19 protein-coding genes are annotated in these 21,770 nt (G+C 71.8%); 12 read left to right on the top strand and 7 right to left on the bottom strand.

Annotated features, from left to right (window positions below; all coding sequences use genetic code 11):
* Positions 1-196 precede the first annotated feature (196 nt).
* Both ACZ6ZQ_RS20505 and ACZ6ZQ_RS20510 read left to right on the top strand, forming a co-directional pair.
* Entirely contained in the window at positions 197-595 is a 399-nt protein-coding gene (locus ACZ6ZQ_RS20505; RefSeq protein ID WP_469769940.1) for a hypothetical protein, read from the top strand.
* A gap of 323 nt (positions 596-918) precedes the next feature.
* Positions 919-1,647 carry a DUF6879 family protein gene (locus ACZ6ZQ_RS20510; protein WP_469769941.1) on the top strand — a complete coding sequence of 243 codons (729 nt, stop codon included), beginning with the start codon at positions 919-921 and terminating at the stop codon, positions 1,645-1,647.
* Between the two features lie 547 nt (positions 1,648-2,194).
* Here the strand turns inward: ACZ6ZQ_RS20510 and ACZ6ZQ_RS20515 are convergent.
* The gene (locus ACZ6ZQ_RS20515) at positions 2,195-3,310 is read right to left on the bottom strand and encodes a LacI family DNA-binding transcriptional regulator (RefSeq protein WP_469769942.1); all 1,116 of its coding nucleotides are present in this window, start codon (positions 3,308-3,310) and stop codon (positions 2,195-2,197) included.
* 223 nt (positions 3,311-3,533) lie between these two features.
* Here ACZ6ZQ_RS20515 and ACZ6ZQ_RS20520 point away from each other — a divergent pair, with 223 nt between their 5' ends.
* The 5 genes from ACZ6ZQ_RS20520 (at position 3,534) to ACZ6ZQ_RS20540 (ending at position 9,083) form a co-directional block, all read left to right on the top strand.
* Positions 3,534-4,847 (top strand): ABC transporter substrate-binding protein, encoded by a 1,314-nt coding sequence (locus tag ACZ6ZQ_RS20520; protein WP_469769943.1) that lies wholly within the window; start codon positions 3,534-3,536, stop codon positions 4,845-4,847.
* 22 nt (positions 4,848-4,869) lie between these two features.
* A complete protein-coding gene (locus tag ACZ6ZQ_RS20525) occupies positions 4,870-5,880 on the top strand; it encodes a carbohydrate ABC transporter permease (protein WP_469769944.1) in 1,011 nt (336 codons plus the stop codon).
* Positions 5,881-5,949: 69 nt separating this feature from the next.
* Positions 5,950-6,801, top strand: coding sequence for a carbohydrate ABC transporter permease (locus ACZ6ZQ_RS20530; RefSeq protein WP_469770096.1), 852 nt, complete (start codon positions 5,950-5,952; stop codon positions 6,799-6,801).
* A gap of 54 nt (positions 6,802-6,855) precedes the next feature.
* Positions 6,856-8,274 carry a GH1 family beta-glucosidase gene (locus tag ACZ6ZQ_RS20535; protein ID WP_469769945.1) on the top strand — a complete coding sequence of 473 codons (1,419 nt, stop codon included), beginning with the start codon at positions 6,856-6,858 and terminating at the stop codon, positions 8,272-8,274.
* Positions 8,259-9,083, top strand: a complete 825-nt coding sequence (locus tag ACZ6ZQ_RS20540; RefSeq protein ID WP_469769946.1) for an alpha/beta fold hydrolase — start codon at positions 8,259-8,261, stop codon at positions 9,081-9,083. The genes ACZ6ZQ_RS20535 and ACZ6ZQ_RS20540 overlap by 16 nt, the downstream gene beginning before the upstream one ends.
* A gap of 137 nt (positions 9,084-9,220) precedes the next feature.
* Here ACZ6ZQ_RS20540 and ACZ6ZQ_RS20545 read toward each other — a convergent pair whose 3' ends face one another.
* From ACZ6ZQ_RS20545 to ACZ6ZQ_RS20555, 3 genes are all read right to left on the bottom strand, one after another.
* Positions 9,221-10,708, bottom strand: a complete 1,488-nt coding sequence (locus ACZ6ZQ_RS20545; protein ID WP_469769947.1) for a glycoside hydrolase family 18 protein — start codon at positions 10,706-10,708, stop codon at positions 9,221-9,223.
* A gap of 139 nt (positions 10,709-10,847) precedes the next feature.
* Positions 10,848-12,254, bottom strand: a complete 1,407-nt coding sequence (locus ACZ6ZQ_RS20550) for a sensor histidine kinase (RefSeq protein WP_469769948.1) — start codon at positions 12,252-12,254, stop codon at positions 10,848-10,850.
* A gap of 139 nt (positions 12,255-12,393) precedes the next feature.
* The gene (locus tag ACZ6ZQ_RS20555; protein WP_469769949.1) at positions 12,394-13,083 is read right to left on the bottom strand and encodes a response regulator transcription factor; all 690 of its coding nucleotides are present in this window, start codon (positions 13,081-13,083) and stop codon (positions 12,394-12,396) included.
* Between the two features lie 69 nt (positions 13,084-13,152).
* Here ACZ6ZQ_RS20555 and ACZ6ZQ_RS20560 point away from each other — a divergent pair, with 69 nt between their 5' ends.
* Positions 13,153-13,707 (top strand): hypothetical protein, encoded by a 555-nt coding sequence (locus ACZ6ZQ_RS20560; RefSeq protein WP_469769950.1) that lies wholly within the window; start codon positions 13,153-13,155, stop codon positions 13,705-13,707.
* 139 nt (positions 13,708-13,846) lie between these two features.
* On the opposite strand, the gene ACZ6ZQ_RS20565 is transcribed toward ACZ6ZQ_RS20560, so the two are convergent.
* Both ACZ6ZQ_RS20565 and ACZ6ZQ_RS20570 read right to left on the bottom strand, forming a co-directional pair.
* Complete coding sequence (locus ACZ6ZQ_RS20565; protein ID WP_469769951.1) at positions 13,847-14,713, bottom strand: spermidine synthase; 867 nt, start codon at positions 14,711-14,713, stop codon at positions 13,847-13,849.
* Between the two features lie 80 nt (positions 14,714-14,793).
* Positions 14,794-15,273 carry a hypothetical protein gene (locus ACZ6ZQ_RS20570; RefSeq protein ID WP_469769952.1) on the bottom strand — a complete coding sequence of 160 codons (480 nt, stop codon included), beginning with the start codon at positions 15,271-15,273 and terminating at the stop codon, positions 14,794-14,796.
* A gap of 271 nt (positions 15,274-15,544) precedes the next feature.
* Here ACZ6ZQ_RS20570 and ACZ6ZQ_RS20575 point away from each other — a divergent pair, with 271 nt between their 5' ends.
* The gene (locus ACZ6ZQ_RS20575; protein ID WP_469769953.1) at positions 15,545-16,966 is read left to right on the top strand and encodes a tetratricopeptide repeat protein; all 1,422 of its coding nucleotides are present in this window, start codon (positions 15,545-15,547) and stop codon (positions 16,964-16,966) included.
* Positions 16,967-17,117: 151 nt separating this feature from the next.
* Here ACZ6ZQ_RS20575 and ACZ6ZQ_RS20580 read toward each other — a convergent pair whose 3' ends face one another.
* Positions 17,118-17,714 carry a histidine phosphatase family protein gene (locus ACZ6ZQ_RS20580; RefSeq protein WP_469769954.1) on the bottom strand — a complete coding sequence of 199 codons (597 nt, stop codon included), beginning with the start codon at positions 17,712-17,714 and terminating at the stop codon, positions 17,118-17,120.
* Positions 17,715-17,843: 129 nt separating this feature from the next.
* Between ACZ6ZQ_RS20580 and ACZ6ZQ_RS20585 the strand changes: the two genes are divergently transcribed.
* The 3 genes from ACZ6ZQ_RS20585 to ACZ6ZQ_RS20595 all read left to right on the top strand — a co-directional run bounded on the left by ACZ6ZQ_RS20585 (position 17,844) and on the right by ACZ6ZQ_RS20595 (position 21,679).
* On the top strand, positions 17,844-18,869 hold the full coding sequence (locus tag ACZ6ZQ_RS20585) for a phosphatase PAP2 family protein (protein ID WP_469769955.1): 1,026 nt from the start codon (positions 17,844-17,846) through the stop codon (positions 18,867-18,869).
* Positions 18,799-19,941 (top strand): hypothetical protein, encoded by a 1,143-nt coding sequence (locus ACZ6ZQ_RS20590; RefSeq protein WP_469769956.1) that lies wholly within the window; start codon positions 18,799-18,801, stop codon positions 19,939-19,941. Before ACZ6ZQ_RS20585 ends, ACZ6ZQ_RS20590 begins: the two co-directional genes overlap by 71 nt.
* Positions 19,942-20,089: 148 nt before the next feature.
* Entirely contained in the window at positions 20,090-21,679 is a 1,590-nt protein-coding gene (locus tag ACZ6ZQ_RS20595; protein ID WP_469769957.1) for a hypothetical protein, read from the top strand.
* Positions 21,680-21,770: the final 91 nt, after the last annotated feature.

Consider the following 21,770-nt stretch of genomic DNA (forward strand, 5'->3'; position numbering starts at 1 on the left):
ACCCGCGGCCTGATGGTGGACGTCGCCGGCCAGATCCGCGCGGCCGGATTCGTCGTCGATGACCGCCTGTGGGCAACGGCCGCCGACTGCAACGCGCCGACCTGCTGCGGCGACGGCCCCTGCTGCTGACCGACCCGACCCGGGCGGGCCGCAGCACCAATCGGGCGGCCCGCCCGCTCGACAGAACGGGACCTCGGTGCCCACCCATCCCGTACCCAGCGCCGGCCGGTCCCGCGTGACGGTCTTCCCGCTGGAAGGCCTCACCGTCGCCTACACCTCCCAGTCCAGCGACGATCGCGGCATCGGCGACATCGGCATCGTCGCCGTCACCGCCCCGCACGAAGACGCGAAGGCCGCCAGTCATGCGCTGTGGCTCCTCGCCCGCACCATGCACGGCACCCGCGTCGTGAGCAACGAAACGCAGGCCCGGTGGATCCTCACCCAGGCCATGCGGGCCCGCATGGTCAACGCTCCGAGCCATCGCGACCTGCCGGCCGCCGAGTGGGTCTTCGGACTGGGCCGAACGCACCGCATCTACGAGCCGCCGTTCGCCAACCACGACGTCCTAGCGACCGGCCACCTCGCCCTCACCTGACCCCCCGGACCGCCCCGGCCCGCCGTCCCCCGTCGGCCGGCCGGGGATCTTCCCTTCCGGACTCGTCGCGACGGACGGGCCGCCCTCCCCCGTATCACAGGTGTGGAGCCATAACCGGGGCGCCTGCCAGAACGGCCTACCGCACGCCCCCATCCCATATACGGCCCTCTCGGATTCCCGGTAGCCGTCGAGGTCGCCGTGCCGGGTCTCCCCCTCTCGCGCTGCGTGCGCGGGAGCGGGCCTCTCGTGCGTTCGCGCCCTGTTGTGCGCCAGGCTCGCACGGTTACGGTGCGCCGCACACATCGACCCGCGAAGGGGGACCCATGGCCAGGCGACTGCGCAAGGTTGGCACCAACTCGGGCAACAACGGCTGCCTCACGCTGTACCGGATCGAAGGCACCGACACGTGGCTGATCCAGGGAGACCGCGTCACCAACCCCGACGAGCTCGCCCAGCTCGAAAACCTCACCGTCGAGGAGAGCGCCGCCACGGTGCCGCGTGAGCTCCTTGCCAACTTCGGCCCCAGGGAGCCGGTGCACGTACCCGAGATGATCACGTTCGACGAGTTCGACGGCATGTTCATCGCCTTGAAACACTCCGCGTGGCGGCTGGAGTCCCGCCGCCGCTATGCCTCCGACGAGGCCACCGATACCTACGCCCGGTTCGCCCGGGGCGAGACGGTCGCGTGGGACCTCGCCGACCCGTGGTGCGTGGAGCGTCGTGAACAGACCGCACTCGGGAAGCGGTTCGAGCGCGTCCGGATCCTCGATGAGCCGGCCACCGAGGGGCAGCGGTACCTCCTCGACAGCGCACGCCGGAACGCCGCGGTGGGCGAGGACATCCGCACCCTGACCCGTGCGAAGGCCGAAGAGCTGCGGCTGCCCGCCGAGGACTTCTGGATCTTCGACGGTCGCGTTGTCGCGCGGCTCCACTTCGACGCCGACGACCGGATGACCGGCGTCGAGCTCATCACCAACCCGGCCGAGGTCCTGCCGTACTTGCAGGCCCGCGAGGCCGCCTGGCACTACGCCGCCCCGTACGACCGGGCCTAGGTGTATTGCGAAAGTCCCGCCTGGCACGCGACGCCTGGCACGCACTCCCCCGTAGCCCTTCGGGCACGGGAGGTGCCCCCACGCTGCGTTGTCGGTCTCATCCACGTACGCCCAGTACGAGGACGATCTCCCCCAGAGCTGCGCCTGGGAGGTGCCCCCACCGCCTTGCGATCGCACGCACCAGACGCCGCGGGCCCCGCCCTCCGGGCGGACGGCGCTACTTTCGCAACACGCCCTAGCCGGTGCCGTCCGTGGGATGAGCACCGATCTCCGGCAGTCCGGGGTGTCCGGGTTGTCCGGGCTGTCCAGGTGTAGCTCGGCGCGCGGCTACGAGAGCCGCGCGCCGGGCTCACCGGACGGGACGCGTGCGTCGTCTGCGGCAAGCCGTTGACGCGCGGCGCCGTGCCCGGAGACAAGGCCCTTGGCCGACACGGTGTCCACGTCCTCGATGCCGAGGCGTGGGCCTGCCCGTGAACCGCGCACGCGCGTCGGCGTCGGCGTCGGCGAGGGCGCGGGGCGCGGGGCCGCATGGGGGCGCCGACCGCGTTCACGACGACTCGCGCACCACGAGCTCCGTCGGCAGAACGATCCTCGGCCGCTCCATTCGTTCCCGCCGCTCCCGCCCGCTCCGGTCCGCTATCTCCTGAAGCAGGACGTCCGCCATCGTGCGGCCCATCTCCTCGATCGGCTGGCGCACACTGGTGAGCGCCGGGTCCATGTGGCGCGCCACAGCGGAGTCGTCGAAGCCGACCAGGGCGACGTCGTCGGGAATGCGGCGGCCCGTCTCGCGCAGGACCTGGCGGGCACCGGCCGCCATGACGTCGGAGGCGGCGAAGACCGCGTCCAGAGCGGGGCGGCGGTCCAGCAGTTCGCGCATGGCCCGGCGGCCGCCCTCCTCGGTGAAGTCGGCGGGTGCGACCAGCTGTTCGTCAGGGGCGACGCCCGCCGCGGCGAGGGCGTCCCGGTAGCCGTCGAGGCGGCACTGCGCACCGTAGACGTCGAGGCGGCCCGTGATCGTCGCGATGGTGCGGCGGCCCCTGGACAGCAGGTGCTCGACGGCCGCGCAGGCGCCCGCGGTGTTGTCGGAGTCGACGGCGGCGAGGGGTTCGTCCGCCGAGCGGCGGCCGCTGATGACGGCCGGGATCGCGAGCTGTTCGAGGAGGTCGGGCAGCGGGTCGTCGGCGTGTACGGACACCAGCAGGACGCCGTCCACGCGGTCGGCGGCCAGGTACTGGGCGAGCCTGCGGCGCCCCCGGTCCGAGCCGGCGAAGGTCAGCAGCAGCTGCATGTCGGTGTCGGCGAGAGCCGCGCCGACACCCCGCACGATGTCGGAGAAGTACGGCTCCGCGAAGAACCGTGCCTCGGGCTCCGGGACGACGAGGGCGATGGCGTCGGTGCGGTTCGCGGCGAGTGCGCGCGCCGCGCGGTTGGGCACGTAACCGAGCTCGGCGACGGCCGCCTCGACGGCGGCCCGGGTCTCGTCGCTCACCCGCGGCGAGCCGTTGATCACCCTGGAGACCGTGCCGCGGCCGACTCCGGCGCGCGCGGCGACCTCTTCGAGGGTCGGTCTGCCTCCGCTGCGGCCCGACGTCCTGGCTCCGCCGCGTGTTCCGCCGCGTGCGGCACCGGCCGCCCGGGCACCGGCGTTCCGGCGATCCACCATGATCCGCCTCCCGTGCTCCGCTGGCCGAGAACATTACGCGTCGAGTGCCTTGACACCCCTCCGGGGAGCCGCGAACCTTCAACACATCACGTATGGGAGCGCTCCCACCGTACCTGACTCATACAGAACCCGCACGTTCCCCGCCCGAGCCGCAGCTTCAACGAACGGGCGCACCACGACAATTGGCCGGGGGGTCGACACGTCAGGGCACAAGGAGGACGCAATGCGCAGGACCGTAATCCTCGCGGTCGTCGCCGCGCTCGGCGCCGGGCTGCTGGCCGGCTGTGCCGAGGACAGCGACGAGCCCGCCGGCGGCAGCTCGAAGGGCGGGGGCGGCGGACAGGGCAGGACCACGATCACGGTGGGGGTCTTCGGAGCCTTCGGGCTCAAGGAGGCCGGGCTCTACGACGAGTACATGAAGCTCAACAAGAACGTCGAGATCAAGCAGACCTCGATCGAGCGCAACGAGAACTACTACCCGCAGCTGCTCACCCACCTGGGCAGCGGCAGCGGCCTCGCCGACATCCAGGCCGTCGAGGTCAACAACATCGCCGAGATCACCGCCACCCAGGCGGACAAGCTGGTCGACCTGGGCAAGGCGGAGGGAGTCAGCAAGGACAGCTTCCTGCCCTGGAAGTGGGCGCAGGCCACGAACAAGGACGGGAAGACGATCGGGCTCGGCACCGACATCGGCCCGCAGGGCATCTGCTACCGCAAGGACCTGTTCGCCAAGGCCGGGCTGCCCACCGACCGTGAGGCCGTCGGCAAGCTCTGGGCGGGCGACTGGAACAAGTACCTCGCGGCGGGCAAGCAGTTCAAGGCGAAGGCCCCCAAGGGCACGGCCTTCGTGGACTCCGCGACCGGCGTGATGAGCGCGATCACCGGCAGCAGCGCCAAGCGGTTCTACGACGAGAACGGCGAGGTCGTCTACAAGACCAACCCGGCCGTGAAAGAGGCCTGGGACATCGCCGCCTCCTTCGCGACCGAGGGACTGACCGGCAGGCTCCAGCAGTTCACGCCCGCCTGGGACCAGGGGTACGCCAACGGCACCTTCGCCACCGTCTCCTGCCCGGCCTGGATGCTCGGCTACATCCAGGACAAGGCCGGAGCGGCCGGCAAGGACAAGTGGGATGTCGCACCGGCGCCGAAGCCCAGCAACTGGGGCGGCTCGTTCCTGATCGTCCCCGAGGCCGGCAGGAACAAGACCGAGGCGGCCAAGCTCGCGGCCTGGCTGACCGCCCCCGAGCAGCAGGCGAAGCTCTTCGAGAAGCGCGGCAGCTTCCCGAGCGCGTCCGCGGCGTACGCGCTGCCCGCCGTGTCCGGCGCCAAGCACGAGTACTTCGCGAACGCCCCGATCGGACAGATCTTCTCCCAGGCCGCCCAGGGCATCCCGGTGACCATTGTCGGCCCGAAGGACCTGGTCATCGCTCAGAACCTGGGAGACATCGGCATGCTCCAGGTCGACCAGAAGGGCAAGTCCTCGAAGGAGGGCTGGGAAGCCGCGGTGAAGGCCATCGACAACGCACTGGACCAGTGACAGGACCGGACCATTGACCGGTATGGCAAGTGACGCCACCGCCGCCGCGCCCTCCCAGGGGGAGGAGGGCGCGGCCCGGGCGCGACCCCCGATCGAGGACCCCGTCGCGACCGAACGGCGCCGCGCGCGGCGCAGCCGCCGGTACCGGCGGGACGTGCGGTGGAGCCCGTATGCCTTCGTAGCGCCGTTCTTCGTGTTCTTCGCGGCCTTCGGGCTCTTCCCGCTGCTCTACACCGGCTGGGCCTCGCTGCACCGCGTGGAGCTGACCGCGCCGAACGACATGGAGTGGGTGGGGCTGCGCAACTTCACCCGACTGCTGGAGGACGAGTTCTTCTGGAACGCACTGAAGAACACCTTCACCATCGGGCTGATATCCACCGTCCCGCAGCTGCTCATGGCTCTGGTCATCGCCCATCTGCTCAACTACCGGCTACGCGGCTCGATGTTCTTCCGGGTGGCCGCCCTGACCCCGTACGCCACCTCGGTGGCCGCGGCGACGCTCGTCTTCGTGCTGCTCTTCGGCCGCGACTACGGGATGGTCAACTGGGCGCTGGGGCTGGCCGGGATCGATCCCGTCGACTGGCAGAACGGCGAGTGGACCTCGCAGATCGCGGTCTCGACGATCGTGATCTGGCGCTGGACGGGCTACAACGCGCTGATCTATCTGGCGGCGATGCAGGCCATCCCGAGCGACCTGTACGAGTCCGCCGCACTGGACGGGGCCTCGCGCCGGCAGCAGTTCGTCCACGTCACCATCCCCTCGCTGCGGCCGACCATCCTCTTCACCTGTGTCGTGTCGACGATCGGCGCGACCCAGCTCTTCGGCGAGCCGCTGCTCTTCAACGGGAGCGCGGGCGCGACGGGTGGCGCGGACCACCAGTTCCAGACGCTCGGGCTCTATCTGTACGAGCAGGGCTGGGTGAATCTCCATCTCGGCCGGGCCTCGGCGATCGCCTGGACGATGTTCCTGATCCTGCTGGTGATCGGCGCGGTGAACTGGCTGCTCGTGCGCCGGCTCCGCAAGAGCGTGTAGGGGGCTGATGTGCTGACGACGAAACGGCCGACCGTTCCGGCGACGAAGCAGCCGACGGCGGAGCAGCCGGTGGCGAAGCGGACGCGACGCGGCGCCGGGCGGCAGCTGCACGGCGGACGGATCACCTACGCGGTACTGGTGACCTTCACCATCGGCTCGCTGTTCCCCCTGGTGTGGACGGCGATCGCGGCGTCCCGCAACAACACCCGGCTCGCGCAGACTCCCCCGCCCTTCTGGTTCGGCGGCAATCTCTTCAAGAATCTGGAGATCGCCTGGACCGACGCCAACATGGGCACGGCGCTGCTCAACACGACCGTCGTCGCGGGCTCGATCGCGGCGGGCACGGTCGTCTTCTCCACGCTCGCCGGCTTCGCCTTCGCCAAACTCCGCTTCCGCTTCAAGAACCTCCTCCTGCTGCTGGTGATCGGCACGATGATGGTGCCGCCGCAGCTCAGCGTCGTACCGCTGTACATGCTGATCGCCGAGCTGTCCTGGACCGACCAGCTGCAGTCCGTCATCCTCCCCACGCTCGTCAGCGCTTTCGGCGTCTTCTTCATGCGGCAGTACCTGAGCGAGGCGCTGCCGACCGAGCTGATCGAGGCGGCCCGGGTGGACGGGGCGAGCAGCTGGCGCGTGGTGTGGCATGTCGTCTTCCCGGCCGCGCGGCCGGCGATGGCGGTGCTCGGCATGCTGACCTTCGTGATGGCCTGGAACGACTTCTTCTGGCCGATCATCGCGCTGACCCAGAACGGCAGCCCCACCGTGCAGGTGGCGCTGACCGGGCTCGGCCGCGGCTATATCCCCGACCAGTCGGTGATCATGGCCGGCGCGCTGCTGGGCACGCTGCCGCTGCTGCTCGCCTTCGTGATCTTCGGGAAGCAGATCGTCGGCGGCATCATGCAGGGCGCGGTCAAGGGCTGACACCTCCTCGCCTCCTCACCTCCTCGTCCGTACGCATACGTTGGGAGCTCCTCCATGTCTGTCAGCTTTCCGCCCGGATTCCTGTGGGGCACCGCCACTGCCGCGTACCAGATCGAGGGCGCCGTACGGGAGGGCGGCCGCACGCCGTCGATCTGGGACACCTTCAGTCACACCCCCGGCAAGGTGGAGAACGGGGACACGGGCGATGTGGCCGTCGACCACTTCCACCGCCGCGCCGAGGACGTCCGGCTCATGGCGGACCTCGGCGTCAACGCGTACCGCTTCTCGGTCTCCTGGCCGCGCGTCCAGCCCACCGGCCGGGGCCCGGCCGTCCAGCGGGGCCTCGACTTCTACCGCGCCCTCGTCGACGACCTGCTGGAGCACGGCATCACGCCCCTGCTCACCCTCTACCACTGGGATCTTCCCCAGGAGCTGGAGACCGCGGGCGGCTGGCCCGAGCGGGACACCGCGAGCCGCTTCGGCGACTACGCCCGTATCGTCGCGGAGGCGCTGGGCGACCGGGTGGAGCGGTGGACCACCCTCAACGAGCCCTGGTGCAGCGCCTTTCTCGGGTACGGATCCGGTGTGCACGCGCCCGGCCGCACCGACCCGGTGGCCGCGCTGCGTGCGGCGCACCATCTCAATCTGGGCCACGGGCTGGCCGCGCAGGCACTGCGCACCACCCTGCCCGCCCGAGCCCAGGTGTCCGTGAGCATCAATCCCAGTGCCGTCAGGGCCCGTACGCGGTCGGCCGCCGATCTGGACGCCCAACGCAGGATCGACGCGCTGGCCAACCGCATCTTCACGGACCCGATGCTGCACGGCACGTACCCCGCGGATCTCCTCACGGACACGGCGAACCTCACCGACTGGTCGTTCGTCCACAGCGACGATCCGGCCGTCATCCGGCACCCCCTCGACTCGCTCGGCATCAACTACTACTCACCCGCTGTTGTATCAGCGGCCACTGACAGTGACGGCCGGGCCGTCGAACGCAACGACGGTCATGGCGCGAGCGAGCACTCTCCCTGGCCCGGTGCCGACTCGGTCGCCTTCCACCAGCCGCCCGGCGATGTCACCGAGATGGGCTGGACGATCGACCCGACCGGGCTCTACGACCTGCTGACGCGCTACAGCCGTGAGGCGCCACGACTGCCGCTCGTGGTCACCGAGAACGGAGCGGCGTACCCCGACAAGCCGGCCGCCGACGGCAGCGTCCACGACCCCGAGCGGATCCGCTATCTGCACGGTCATCTCTCCGCCGTGCACCGCGCGATCGCCGACGGAGCGGACGTCCGGGGCTACTTCCTGTGGTCCCTGATGGACAACTTCGAGTGGGCGTACGGTTACGGCAAGCGCTTCGGCGCCGTGTACGTCGACTACGACACCCAGGTCCGCACCCTCAAGTCCAGCGCCCGCTGGTACCGGGAGCTGGCCAGGACGGGGGTGCTTCCCGATTGCTCCACCACCTGACGACGGACGACGGAGTGCGGCTGTGGGCCGAGCGGACCGGAGCGGGCGAGCCCCTGGTCCTGTGCCACGGCGGTCCCGGGCTGTGGGACATGTTCCGCGAGGTGGCCGCGGCGCTCACCGATGACGCCGCGGTGCACCGCTGGGACCAGCGCGGCTGCGGACGGTCCGAGCGCCGCGGCCCGTATTCCCTGGCCCGTTCGGTCGCCGATCTGGAGGCCGTACGACAGCACTTCGGGCTGGCGCGGATGACGCTGCTCGGCCACTCCTGGGGTGCGACGCTCGCCCTGCGGTACGCACTCGACCATCCGGAGCGCGTGTCGCGGCTGGTGTACGTGTCGGGGACCGGGATCGGCCCCGATTCCGAGTGGCACGCCGCGTACCGTCGCAACAGGGACCGTGCGCTCGGCCCGCACCGGGCACGCTGGGCGGAGTTGCGGGGGCGGGCGCGTGCGGAGGCGGAGGACAGGGAGTTCTGCGTGCTGCAGTGGTCGGCGGAGTTCCCGGACCGCAACCGGGCGCTCCAGCAGGCCGCGCGCATGGCCACCCCCTGGTTCGGGGTGAACCTCGACTGCAACAGCGCCATCAACGCCGAGCTGACCGAGACCATGGGCACCGGACGGTGGCACGCCGAGTGCGCCGCGCTGGAGGTGCCCGTCGTGATCGTGGACGGCGAGCTGGACATCCGCCCCCGTACGGCGGTCGACTCCCTGGAGCAGGCGCTCCCCCAGGTCGAACGGGTCGTGCTCAAGGACGCGGGCCATCAGCCGTGGGCCGAGGACCCCGAGGGGTTCCGGGCCGCGGTGCTGTAGCGGCCGGGCAGGCGCGTGCCCCGGCCGGATGGGGGGAAGTCCGGCCGGGACACGCTGTGTGGGGGTGGAGGGGCTGCGTACAGCCGTGACCGTGGCCGGCGTCTGGCGGCCGGCGACCAGCGGCTGGCGGTCGGCTGCTACTTGTAGGCGGCGAACGCCTTGGTGAAGGCCAGCGGCTCCTGGAGGATCGAGCTGCAGGTCGCGTCGGCCGAGTTCTGCGCGCCGCCCGGGCACTGCTTGTCACGGGTCGAGGACCACATCGCCAGCCAGCCGACGCCCTTCGACTTCGCGAAGTCGACCAGCTGGGTCGCGTCGTCGACCTTGAAGATCTCCGTCGTGACGTCGTTGACGCCGATCATCGGGGTGACGGCGACGGTCTTCCAGGCCGCCGCGTCCGAGAGGCCGAGCACGCCCTTGATCTGCGCCTGCGTGGCGGTGGCGGCCTGGATCGCATAGGTGCCCATGTCGCCGCTGTACGCCGGCCCGTAGTCCATCGCCATGATGTTGACGGCGTCGGTCCGGACGCCGTTCTTCTTGGCGTCCGCGAGCAGATCGACACCGGGCTGCGTCAGGCCCTCCGGCATGACCGGCAGGGTGAAGGAGACGTCGAGGCCCGGGTGTTCCTTCTGGAGCTGCGCGATGGCCTGCGAGCGGCGCGTGTTGGCGGCGGTGTCCGGCAGCGCGGCGCCCTCGATGTCGAAGTCGACTTTGGTGAGCTTGTACTCGTCGACGACCTTGCCGTAGGCCTTGGCGAGATCGCCGGCCGAGGAGCAGTTGAGGGCCAGCTCGTGGCCGGCGGCGCCGCCGAAGGAGACCCGTACGTCACCACCCTTGGCGCGCAGGGCGGATATCTGCGCGGCGACCTTGTCGTTCGCAAGGTCGGTCACACCGCCCCAGAGCGGGGCGCAGCTGCCCCCGGAGGTGATGAAGGCGAGGGTGAAGTCCTTCACTCCGGTCTTCGTGGCGGTGTCGAGCATGTCGTACGCCGGGTAGAGGGACGTGTCGATGTACGGCGCGAACTTGCCGCCGCCTGCCGGGGCCGTGGGCGTTGCGGTGGCGGTGGCCGTGGCGGTCGGCTTCGGGGTGGCCGTCTGGGTCGGCGTCCCGGTGGGGCTGGGGGTCGAGGTCGCCGTCGGCGTGGGGGTGGGCTGTTCCGTCGGGCGGCCGCTCGGCTGCGGCGTGCCGCCCTCGTCGACCGAGCAGGTGACCTTGTTGATGAGACAGCCGGACGGATCGCCCGCCGCGCCGCTCGCAGAGGTCACGAAGCCGACGGTGACGGACGCGCCGGGTGCCAGCTCCTTGTTCCAGCTCGCCGGCTTCACGGTGATGTGCTGCCCGCTGACGGTGTGGTCACCGTTCCAGAGGGAGCCGATCTTCGTGCCGGCGGGCAGATCGAATTCGAGGGTCCAGTCCGACTGGGCCTTGCCGGTGTCGTTGGTGATGACGTACTGGCCGGTGTAGCCACCGTCCCAGGAGCTGGTCCTGGTGTACGCGGCGCCCACAGAGGCCGCCTGTGCCGTCCCGGTGAACGCGAACGCCGCGCCGCCGATGACCGCGGCGGCCACCACCGCGCCGATCGCCTTCGTCCTGCCGCTCGCCCTGCGCCGGTGCGTGCTGGTGCCCATCGCGTGCCTGCCTCTGCGTTACGGAAGTGGGGGGTGCGGCAGCACGCTAGCGACACCGAAACAGACAAATGACGGGATCCGGACGCCGGTTGATGTTCTTAGGGCACGCTTAAGGACCCCATCGGGGGCGATTAATGGTTCAGACCTCTGCGCCCCTGCGGCTTCCCGGACCGCTCTTCTTGCGCCGCCCCATCCGGTGCCCGAGACGCCCCTGCGGGCGCTGGACGCCGCCCAGCCCGATCCAGATCCGGACCTCGGTACCGCCGAGCACCGAGTGCCCGATGCGTACGTCGCCCCCGGTCGACTCGGCGACCCGGCGCACGATGTCCAGGCCGAGCCCCGTCGAACCGTCCCTGGCCCCGCTGTTGCCCCTGGCCAGCGCCGCCTCCGGGTCGGCGATCCCGGGACCCGCGTCCGACACGAGCACGATCACCGCGTCGTCGCCGTTGTGCACGTCCACCGAGAAGGCGGTGCCCTCCGGGGTGTGGCGGAAGACGTTTCCGAGCAATGCGTCCAGCGCGGCGGCCAGTTCGGGCCTGGCCACCGGAATCCGCACCGGGCGGTCCACGCCCGCGAGCCGCACCTTGCGCGCCTCGTCCTCCGCCAGCGCCGACCAGAACTCCATGCGCTCGCGTACGACTTCGGAGACGTCACAGCCCGCGCCGGGACCGGTCGCCTGCGTCTGCGGCTTCGCCTCCCGTGCCGTACGGATGATCGTGTCGACCTCGCGTTCCAGCTGCTTGACGGCGGCCCTGGTCTGATCGGCGGCGGGACCCGTGCCCAGCGAGGCCGCGTTGAGCCGGAGCACGGTCAGCGGCGTACGCAGCCGGTGCGAGAGGTCCGCGGCCAGCTCCCGCTCATTGGCGAGCAGCTGGACCACTTGGTCCGCCATGGCGTTGAAGGCGATCGCGGCCGACCGCAGCTCCGTGGGGCCCTCCTCCGGGACCCGGGCCCCGAGCCTGCCCTCGCCGAGGTCGTGCGCGGCGCCCGCGAGCCGCTGGGCCGGCTGGATCATCCGTACGCCCAGCCGGTCGGCGACCGCGACCGAGCCGACGATCAGCGCCACGCCGACCCCCGCCAGCACCAGCCAGGCGGTGGTCACACCGTTGCTGACCTCGCCCTCCGGGACGAACACCTCGACGATCGCGATCTTCCCCGAGCTGAGCGCGGTGGGCTGGAGCAGCGCGGAGCCGTCGGTGACCTCCGTGATGGAGGCGCGGCCGATGCGCTGGGTGGTGGCGAGGTCCTTCACAGCGGCCCGCCGGGTGCCGATCTCCAGATCCTGGCCGCCGGTCTCGTCGGTCGCGGGCACGTGCACGGCCATCCGGCCCGCCGCACCGGCCTGGGTGGAGGCGACGGCCCGCTCCAACTGGCCGCGGTCGGTGGTGATGGAGAGCGTGGGGCCGATGGCGGCGGCCTGCCGTTCCGCGTTGGAGAAGGCCCGGTCCCTGGCCATCTCCTGGATGACGAGCCCGAGCGGTACGGCGAAGGCGACCACGACCATCGCCGTGACCGCCAGGCAGACCTTGACCAGCGCCCATCTCATCGTCTTCTGCTCTCCCCCTGGGCTACCGCCCGGGCGGTGCCCCCGTCTCCGCACACGCGGCGCAGCTGTGCGGGCATCGTCGTCCTCTGCAGCCCGGCGGCCGCCCCGCCGCGACAGCGGCTGATGTCACGGCCGCCGCTCACTGCGGCGGCTCCAGTTTCACACCGACGCCCCGAAGGGTGTGCAGATAGCGGGGACGCGCGGCAGTCTCCCCCAACTTCCTTCTCAACCAGGACAGATGCACATCAATGGTCTGGTCGTCGCCGTACGACTGCTGCCACACCTCGGCGAGCAGTTCCTTGCGCGGCACGACGACACCCGGCCGTCCGGCGAGGAAGGCGAGCAGGTCGAACTCCCGCCTGGTCAGATCGAGCCGGCTCCCGTCCAGCGCGGCCTGACGGCGCAGCGGGTCGATCGAGAGGCCGCCGACCTGGATGACCCTGCTGGGCGGCGCCTCGCCCGCCGTGGCCCGGGAACGACGCAGTACGGCCGCCATCCGGGCCGACAGGTGCTCCACGGAGAACGGCTTGGTGAGGTAGTCGTCGGCGCCGTCGTTGAGGAGCCGCACGATCTCCGTCTCGTCGTCCCGCGCCGTCGCGATGATGACCGGTACGTCGGTGATGCCGCGCAGCATCTTCAGCGCCTCGGCCCCGTCGAGATCGGGCAGACCGAGGTCGAGAATGACCACGTCGAAGCGGAAATGGGCCACCTCACGCAGCGCCTCCAGGGCCGTCCCGACGCTCCGTACGGTGTGGGAGGCCTCGGTCAAGTGCCGGATGAGGGCGGAGCGCACGAACTGGTCGTCCTCGACCACGAGCACACTTGCCATGGGCGGCACCGTACGCCATCCGGAGTAGGAGGGTCCCCCTCGGGACAGACGGGACACGCGTGGTGCAGTATGGCCCGAATGCGGAGAGGACTCGTACACGCCATGGCGTGGTCGCTCGCCACGGGCGCGGCGGTCACGCTCTCGTGGTGGGGGGTGCACACGGTGATGGCGGGCACGGCGTACGACCGGCCGCGCGCGCTGCCGATCACGACGGACGCCCGGACGACGCAGGGCGCCCCGCCCCGGTCGCCCTCGTCCCGGCACCCCGAGTACCCGTTGCCCGCGGCGACCTCGGGCGCGAAGCCGGACAACACCCGCAAGCCCTCGGCGTCGTCGTCGGATGACGCCGAGCCGAGCAGCGGCCCCAGCAGGACCAAGCCCTCCTACTCGTCTCCGCAGTCGGGGAACGTGAAGAGTTACACGGTCGAGGGTGGCCGGGTCGCCTTCGACATCGGGCCCGCGTCGGCGGAGCTGGTATCGGCGACCCCGTCCGGCAGCTGGACGATGCAGATCTGGAAGCAACCCACTTACATCCGGGTGACGTTCTCCCAGAGCGGCCGGGAGATCGACGTGTTCTGCACCTGGCACGACACGGCCCCGCGCGTCGAGATCGAAGAACGCTGAGCGCCGACTTACGCCTGCCTGCTTACGCTTGCCATCTCACGCTTGCTCACTTGCGCCTGCCAAGGGCCGACTGCCGACTCACGCCTGCCGACTGCCGAGGCCGACTACCGCTGCCGCTGCCGCTGCCGGAGGCTGAGCGCTACCGGAAGACCGACGGCGGCGGTACGGGCGAGGGCCTGGCGCTCGCGTCGGTCACCACGGCCGCGCCGCCCGTGAAGTCCGCCAGCGCCTTGCCGTGTTCGACCCGTCCGGCGTGCGGGTCGCTCGCGACCCGGCGGGTCAGGTCCGCTACGGGCAGCGGCTGATCGGAGCCCAGCAGTACGGCGTTGCCGAAACGGCGGCCGCGCAGCACGGTCGGGTCCGCGGCGAGGGCGAGTTCGGGAAAGACGGTCGCGGCGGTGGCGATCTGGCCGCGCACATGGGCGAGCGGCGGGCCGTCGGCGAGGTTGGCGGCGTAGTGACCGCCCGGCTTCAGCACCCGGCGTACCTCTGCGAGGAACTCCGTGGTGGTGAGGTGCGCCGGGGTGCGGGCGCCGCTGAAGACGTCCGCTATGACCAGGTCCGCCCAGCCGTCGGGAAGTTTGCCGAGACCGGCGCGGGCGTCGGTGGAGCGGACCCGTATCCGGGCGCCCGGGTCGAGCGGGAGGCGGGCGCGGACGAGCTGGACGAGCGGTCCGTCCACCTCGACGATCTGCTGGGTGGAGCGCGGCCGGGTCGCGGCGACGTACCTCGCGAGGGTGAAAGCGCCGCCGCCGAGGTGGACGGCGTTCACCGGCCGGCCCGCGGGCGCGACGAGGTCGACGACGTGGCCGAGGCGGCGCTGGTACTCGAAGGTCAGCAGGGCGGGGTCGTCGAGGTCGACATGGGACTGGGGTGCGCCGTCGATCAGCAGCGTCCAGCCGCGGGGCCGCTCCCGGTCGGGGACGAGCTCGGCGAGCCCGCCATCCACGGTCTCGACGACGGCTTCGGGTGCCGCGGACCGCCCGCGCTGCCTGTTCCTTGCCACCAGGCCATTATCCCGGGGCGCGCCCGGCCCTGCGCCGCCCGGCGTCGACCCCCGTCGCCCCCGTCACCCCGCGCCGGTCCTTACGGGAGCTGGATGCTGTCCGCCGCCTCGATCAGGCGGGCCGCCTCGCCGAGGGCCTCGCGGAGCACGACCGGGTCGGTGACCGGACCGGTATCACCGGGCGGCAGCAGCCAACCGCTGCCGCTGACCGGGGGCTCCGCCGGGACGGCCGGGGAGCCGGGCGCCCCGTGCTCGATGGGCAGGCGCAGTCCGCGGCCCGACGTCTGCGTACAGGCACTGCCGGGCATGTCCCAGCCGGCCGCCGTGCCGGGCGGCACCAGGAAGCCGAGCGTGTCGCAGCTGCCGTCGTGGAGCACGGGCCCGACGGCCGGGGCCCCGCCGCGGCGCAGGATGTCCACCGCTTCCAGCCCCTGCCTGGCCGGTACCGTCACCAGGTCACAGGGCCCCTCAGGGCCCTGTGGCATCGACGCCGGTGCCGCGCTGTACTCCTCGGTGGGCAGGTGCTGAGCACTCGTCCGCGAGCCACCGCTGGTCTCCATGCCGACCTCCAACAAGGGAACCCTCCTCGCCGAGTAGGGACACGTATCGCGCCCCTGCAGGGTTCAACGCCCGCCCGCGTCAACGGCTACGGCGGCACGCCGCCGCAAAGGATGGCAGTTCATGGCGGATCGTGGGTGAGATATCCCGTTTGTAGCCAAACACTGCGTACCCGGCCCGTCACAGCAGGTACGTTCTTGCCCCGCCGGCGCAAGGAATCTCACGTCCGAAGACCCGAGAAGGCGCCGGCTTGTACCAGGAGAGGGCTCGGCCATGGCGTCGTCACGGGCAGTTCCCAACCTCATGTTCCGGCGGCTGCGCGGACAGCGCTCACCGGGAGAGTTCGCGGCGCTCGTACGCAGGGCCGCGCGGGAGATCGGCGAGCAGGTCGCCTGTGACGCCCGCTACATCGGGCGGGTGGAGGCGGGTGAGATCCGCTGCCCCAACTACGCCTACGAACGGGTCTTTCTGCATATGTTCCCCGGTCTGACACTGGCGGATCTGGGGTTCTCGGCCCGCGAGGCGGTACGGGGCCGGGGAGCCCGGGACCGAACGCCGCGGCCCTCAGATCCGTACAACAGCAACAACGACACCAACGGCACCCCCAGCGCCGAGAGCACCAACTGCACCAACAGCACCTATAGCAACGAGGAGAGCGACGTGCTGCGTCGCGCATTCATGACGAGCGGCACCGTCAGCGTGGCGGCCGCATCCCTGGGCCTCGGTTCACTGCCCGGGACCGAAGCGCTCCGTTCCGACGTGCCCAGGCAGCGGATCGGCGAGTCGGAGGTGCGCGCGGTCGAGGAGGCCGTACGGCAGATCCGGCTGCTCGACGACCGGCACGGCGCGGACGGGCTCTACCGGCGCGCCTCACAGCCGCTGCGCACGGCGTACGCGCTGCTCGACGCCGGTGGCACGACCCGGGGTTCGACCGCCGGCCGGCTCGCCGCGGGGGCGGGTGAACTGGCCATCTCGGTCGGCTGGCTGGCCCATGACTCGGGCCGCTTCGACGACGCTCGCTCGCACTACGCGGAAGCCCTGGCGACGGCGCGGGTCGCCGGGGACCCGGGCCTCGAGGCGCACGCCTTCAGCAACACGTCGTTCCTCGCCAGGGACGCGGGCCGGCACCGGGAAGCGGTACGCGCCGCACAGGCCGGGCAGCGCGCGGCCGGACAGCTGGCGTCGGCCAGACTGCTGGCCCTCCTCACGCTGCGCGAGGCGGGCGGCTGGGCCGGTCTCGGCGACCGCAGCGGCTGCGAGCGGGCGCTGTACCGGGCCCATACGCTCTTCGGCCGCGGGCCCTCGGACACGGATCCGGAGTGGATGTCCTTCTTCGGCGAGCCGGAGCTCCAGGCGCTGGAGGCGCAGTGCTGGTCGGCCCTGGGCGACTGGTCCCGCGCCGCCCGTCACGCGCATCGTGCGACGGCCCTCCAGGACCCGCACTTCGCACGCAACCTCGCCCTGTACCGGGCACAGCTCGCCTCCGACCTGGCCCGCGCCGGTGCCCTCGCCGAGGCCGCCGTGGCCGGCGAGCAGGTCCTCGACCTCCTGGACGGCCAGGTGCAGTCCTCCCGTATCCGCGCGATGCTCGCCGACACCGCCCGGCTGCTCACGCCCCGTCGGCAGGCAGCCGGGGTGGCGGGGTTCCTGGACCGTTACGCGGCGACGGCGAAGGCGGCCGCGGCGGTGCACTGACGCGCACGCCGACGCGGGTACGGAGGGGTTACCGCGGCACCGCGGGTACGCAGGCGCTACTGCGGCACTGCGGGTACTCATGGGCTACTGCGGTACTGCGGGTACTCATGGGCTACTGCAGTACTGCTGCACTGCGGGTAAGAAGGGGCGCTCAGGTGCCCAGGTGGCCCGTGTCGTTCCACCGCTCGATCGCCGGGGCTCCATAGGCCCAGCCCAGCGCCGACAGGCTGGTGGGGTCGAGCTTGATGCGGGCGGCGAAGGACACGTCCTCGCCGATCCAGCGGGCACCCAGGACACGCAGGATGTGGCCGTGCGCGAAGAACAGACAGTCGCGGTCGGCCGAGCGCGCCCACTCGATGACCCCGTCCGCGCGGACGGCGAGCTGGGCCTTGGTCTCGCCCTCGGGAACGCCGTCGCGCCAGATGAACCAGTCGGGGTCGACGGCGTGGATCTCGGCCTGGGTCATGCCCTCGTACGCGCCGTAGTCCCACTCCATCAGCGCGTCCCACGGCTGCGCACGGTCGGCGAATCCGGCGAGTTCGCAGGTCTCGCGGGCGCGGATCAGCGGGCTGGTGCGGATCTCCGCGTCCGGGAGCCCGTCCCAGGGCGACTTGTGCAGCCGCTCCCCCAGCAGCTTCGCGCCACGCCGCCCTTCGTCGAGGAGGGGGATGTCCGTCCGGCCGGTGTGCTTGCCGAGCAGGGACCACTCCGTCTGTCCGTGCCGGGCGAGAAATATCCGCGGTGCCATACGTCCATCATCACCCACCTGAACGCGGCATGAACCACGAGCAACCCCCGGCCCTCTTCATGCGTCCCGTACACCGTACAGTTTTCCGGTGGCCGACGGCCGCACCAACATCGGATGGAGAGCGTCCGGATGCCGCAGACCGCGCATACGAGCCGACACCCCCGGCTCCGCTGGTGGACCGAGCTGCCACTCGTCCTCGTGGTCTACGTCGCGTACTCGGCAGGCCGGCTGCTCGCGCGCGGTGACGAGTCGACGGCGGTCGGACACGGTCTGGGAATACTGGGCATCGAGCAGGATCTCCGGCTGAACCTGGAGCATCCGCTCAACAGACTGTTCACCAGCACCCCCGCGCTCGGCATACCCGCCGACTTCGCGTACGCCTCACTGCACTACCTCGTCACCCCGGCGATCCTGATCTGGCTGTTCCGCCGGCGCCCCGCCCACTATCGGGCGGCCAGGACCTGGCTGATGGCCTCCACCCTCCTCGGGCTGATCGGCTTCACACTCATGCCGACCTGCCCGCCCCGGCTGCTCGACGCCAGGCACGGATTCGTCGACACGATGGCGCAGTACAGCTCGTACGGCTGGTGGGGCGGCGAGGCGAGCGCACCGCGCGGTCTCGGCGGGATGACGAACCAGTTCGCCGCGATGCCGAGCCTGCATGTGGGCTGGGCGCTGTGGTGCGGGGTGATGCTGTGGCGGTACGGCCGCGGCCCGCTGGCGAAGGCGGCGGGTGTCGCGTATCCGCTGGTCACCGCTCTCGTGGTGATGGGGACGGCGAACCACTACTTCCTGGACGCGGTCGCCGGGGTCGCCGTGATGAGCGTGGGACTGCTGCTCACCCGGCCGGCGATGCGGCTCACGGACGGGGTCAGGGCCCGCTTCGCCGGTGCCGGTGCCGGGGCCGGTGCCGGTGCCGGTGCCGGGGATGCGGTCGAGGAATCGGCCAGGGTTTCGGTCGGGGCTTCGATCGAGGAGTCGGCCGGGTCCTCGGCTGGGGATTCGCCTGAGGAAGAGGCCGGGGAAGAGGTCGGAGTGGACGACAAGTCCCCGATTGTCAGTGACGGATGCAAGACTTCCGCGGGTGAGCACATCCCTGCACAGCGGACTTCCTCCACAGGCGTCGGCGACAGCACTCCGGCAGCGACTCGCTGAGCTGCGCGGCCCGTCCACCGCGCCGCATCCGCTCGACGCCCGCGCGCTGGCGGCCCTCGCCGCCAACCCCGGGTGCAAGCGGCGCGCGCTGCTGGACGGCGCCGGGGTGGACAAGGCCGCGCTCGCACGGGCGCTGGGCTCGCCGGCTCCGTTCGGCCAGTCCCAGTTCGCCTTCATGCGGGGAAACGCGTTCGAGGCCCGGGTCAAGGCCGACGGCGGTACGGAGCTGCTGCGGCTGCTCGGCGTCGCCGACCCGCAGCAGGCACGGGTCCCCGATCTCACGGCGGCCGGCCCCCAGGGGCGTGCGGCACGCACGGCGCTGGCCCTGCGGGAGGCCACCGGCGCGGGAGCGTGGACGCTGCTGGACCATCCGATGCTGGCGCTGGAGGTGGCGGGGTCACCCGCGTATCTGGAGCCGGACGCGGTCGTGGTGCATCCCGACGGCCGGTGGACGGTCGTGGAGATCAAGTCCTTCCCGATGATCGACAGTTCGGCGGACGCGTCGAAGGTGGGCGCGGCGGCACGCCAGGCCGCGGTGTACGTGCTGGCGCTGGAGCGGGTCGCGGCGCTGACGGAGGGGGCGTCGGTGGCCCACTCGGTGCTGCTGGTCTGCCCGAAGGACTTCTCCAATCTGCCGGCCGCGTCGGTCGTCGACGTACGCAAACAGCTGTCGGTGACACGGCGGCAGCTGGCCCGGCTGACCCGGATCGAGGACATCGCATCGGCGCTGCCGGACGGGGTCAGCTTCGATGTGGAGTCCTGCTCGTCCGGCGAACTGACCGCGGCGGTCGAGGCGGTCCCTTCGGCGTACGCCCCCGAGTGCCTGTCCTCCTGCGAGCTGGCCTTCCACTGCCGCGAGCGGGCGCGCGACGCGGGCGCGGTCGAGTCCCTGGGACGGGCGGTCCGGGGTGAACTGGGCGGTCTGACGGAGGTCGCCGAGGTCCTGTCGGCCGCCCGCGGCGAGTCGGGTGACCCGGCGGACCCCACGGTCGCCACGCTGCGTCGGGCGGCGGCACTGCGCGCGGAGGCGCTCGGCGCGGGAGCCTGCGGCGCGGGGCGGGGGACGGCGTGACGGCGACGGCTCGCGCCGCGCGCGGCGGGCGGCAGCCTGCGGTGACGACCGGCCTCGCGCCCCGCACCCTCGGGGGCGCGCCGAAGACCTGCGCGGATGCCATCGCGTCGCCGGTGGCCGGTGCCGTGAGCCGCGGGGGGTGGGAGTCGTGTCGCTGATTGCCACCCTCGCTCGGCTGGAGGCCGTCGAGAGCGGGCGGGCGCAGCCGCTGGCCACGGTGCGGCACCGGCATCTCTCGGCGCAGCCGCTCGTGTTCGTGCCGCTCACCACCGCCGGGGAGGCGGGCGCGCCGCTCGGGGCGCTGGTCGGTACGGAGCGGGACGCGCCGCGGCTGCTGGCCGTGGCGCAGCCGCGGGACCGGGACCTGCGGTTCGCGTTTCTCGCGGAGCTGGCCGAGGCGGTGCTGCCGTATCTGGACGGATACGCGGACGAGGTCGAGGCCGCCGAGCGGAGCGAGACGGATCCGGAGACCGGGAAGAGGGTCAAGGTCGAGGTCGAGCTGTGTGCGGACGCGCCGCAGCTGATCGTGCCGAGCCGGCCCGGTGTCGACTTCGTACGGCTGCTGGGCCGGTCGATGCGGTTCCGGCGGACTGCGGAGCAGGACCCGGACACCCCGTATCCGGCGCCGCCGCGCGTGCCGCTGCTCGGGCGGTGGCTGACGCACTACGGGGAGCGGGCGCGGGTGCCCGGCTCCTCGCTGCTGCCGGCGATGACGGACCTGCTCGGGCGGCACTGGGCGACCGGGCAGTCGCATCTGGAGGACCAGCACCTGGGTGCGCTGCTCGCGTGGATCGATCCCCCCGACGGCGAGTCGGGCGCGGAGGCGGCCCTGCGGGCGGAGCTCGCGCGGGACGCGGGCGGCCAGCTGGTGTGCCCGCCGGCCGGCCCGGCCACGGACCCGGCGTTCGACAACAGGCTGCTGGCGCCCGCGATCGAGCGGTACGACCGGGCTCGCCAGGCCCTCGCCGCGGCGGAGGACGGCGGCGCCGCGGACGAGCAGCTGGGTCGGCTGACGGCGGCCGAGCGGGAGATCCGGACGCTGCTGGAGGCGGTGCTGCGGCCGACCTGGGACGCGGTGTGGCACGGCCTGGATCTGCTGCGGGAACTGCCCGAGGGGCCGCGGGCCGCCGACCGCTGGACCCGCGACCGCTGGTCGTTCACCGGGCACCGCGACCGGGTACGCGCGGGCGAGCCCCCGCAGCCGCGCCGCGACGACGCGGTGACCGCCGCGCAGAAGCTCGCTGCGCGCGAGACGGCGCAGGCGCAGCTGGAGGCGCAGGAGGCGCTGGACGATCCGCTGGTGCTGGCCGGCCGGCGGCTCTCGGGCGAGGCGTTCGTCGGCGAGGTCACCGGAGTGGTGATGGCCTGGTCGGAGTCGAAGCGGCCATCGCCCCGCCCGCTGGTGACCGTACGCACGGACGACCGCCCGCATCTCGGCGCGGGCGTGAAGGCGTACCGCTCGCTGGAGGGCAAGCCGCAGTCCGGGGAGTTCGTGCGGTACGAGCAGGACGGCTCGCTCGTACTGCGGCTGCTGGACCGGATGGGCCGCTCCAAGGACCCTGCGGAAGGTTCCGTTCCGGAGAAGGGCGAGCGGATCGCCTGGACGCTGTTCGAGCACGACCAGCGGAGCGGGCCGAAGCTGCCGGATCCGGAGGAGACGCCGTGGACGCACGGCGGCCCGCCGCGGTCCGACGCGGCGGAGAGCCCGGACCCCGTGACCCCGGAGGATCTGCTGTGACGGGCACCGGTACCAGTACCGGCCCTGTGGCCCCCGGAGGATCTGCCGTTACCAGCACCTGCCCCGTGACCCCGGAGGATTTGTTGTGACC

The sequence above is a fragment of the Streptomyces sp. NPDC053673 genome (genome assembly GCF_055585225.1).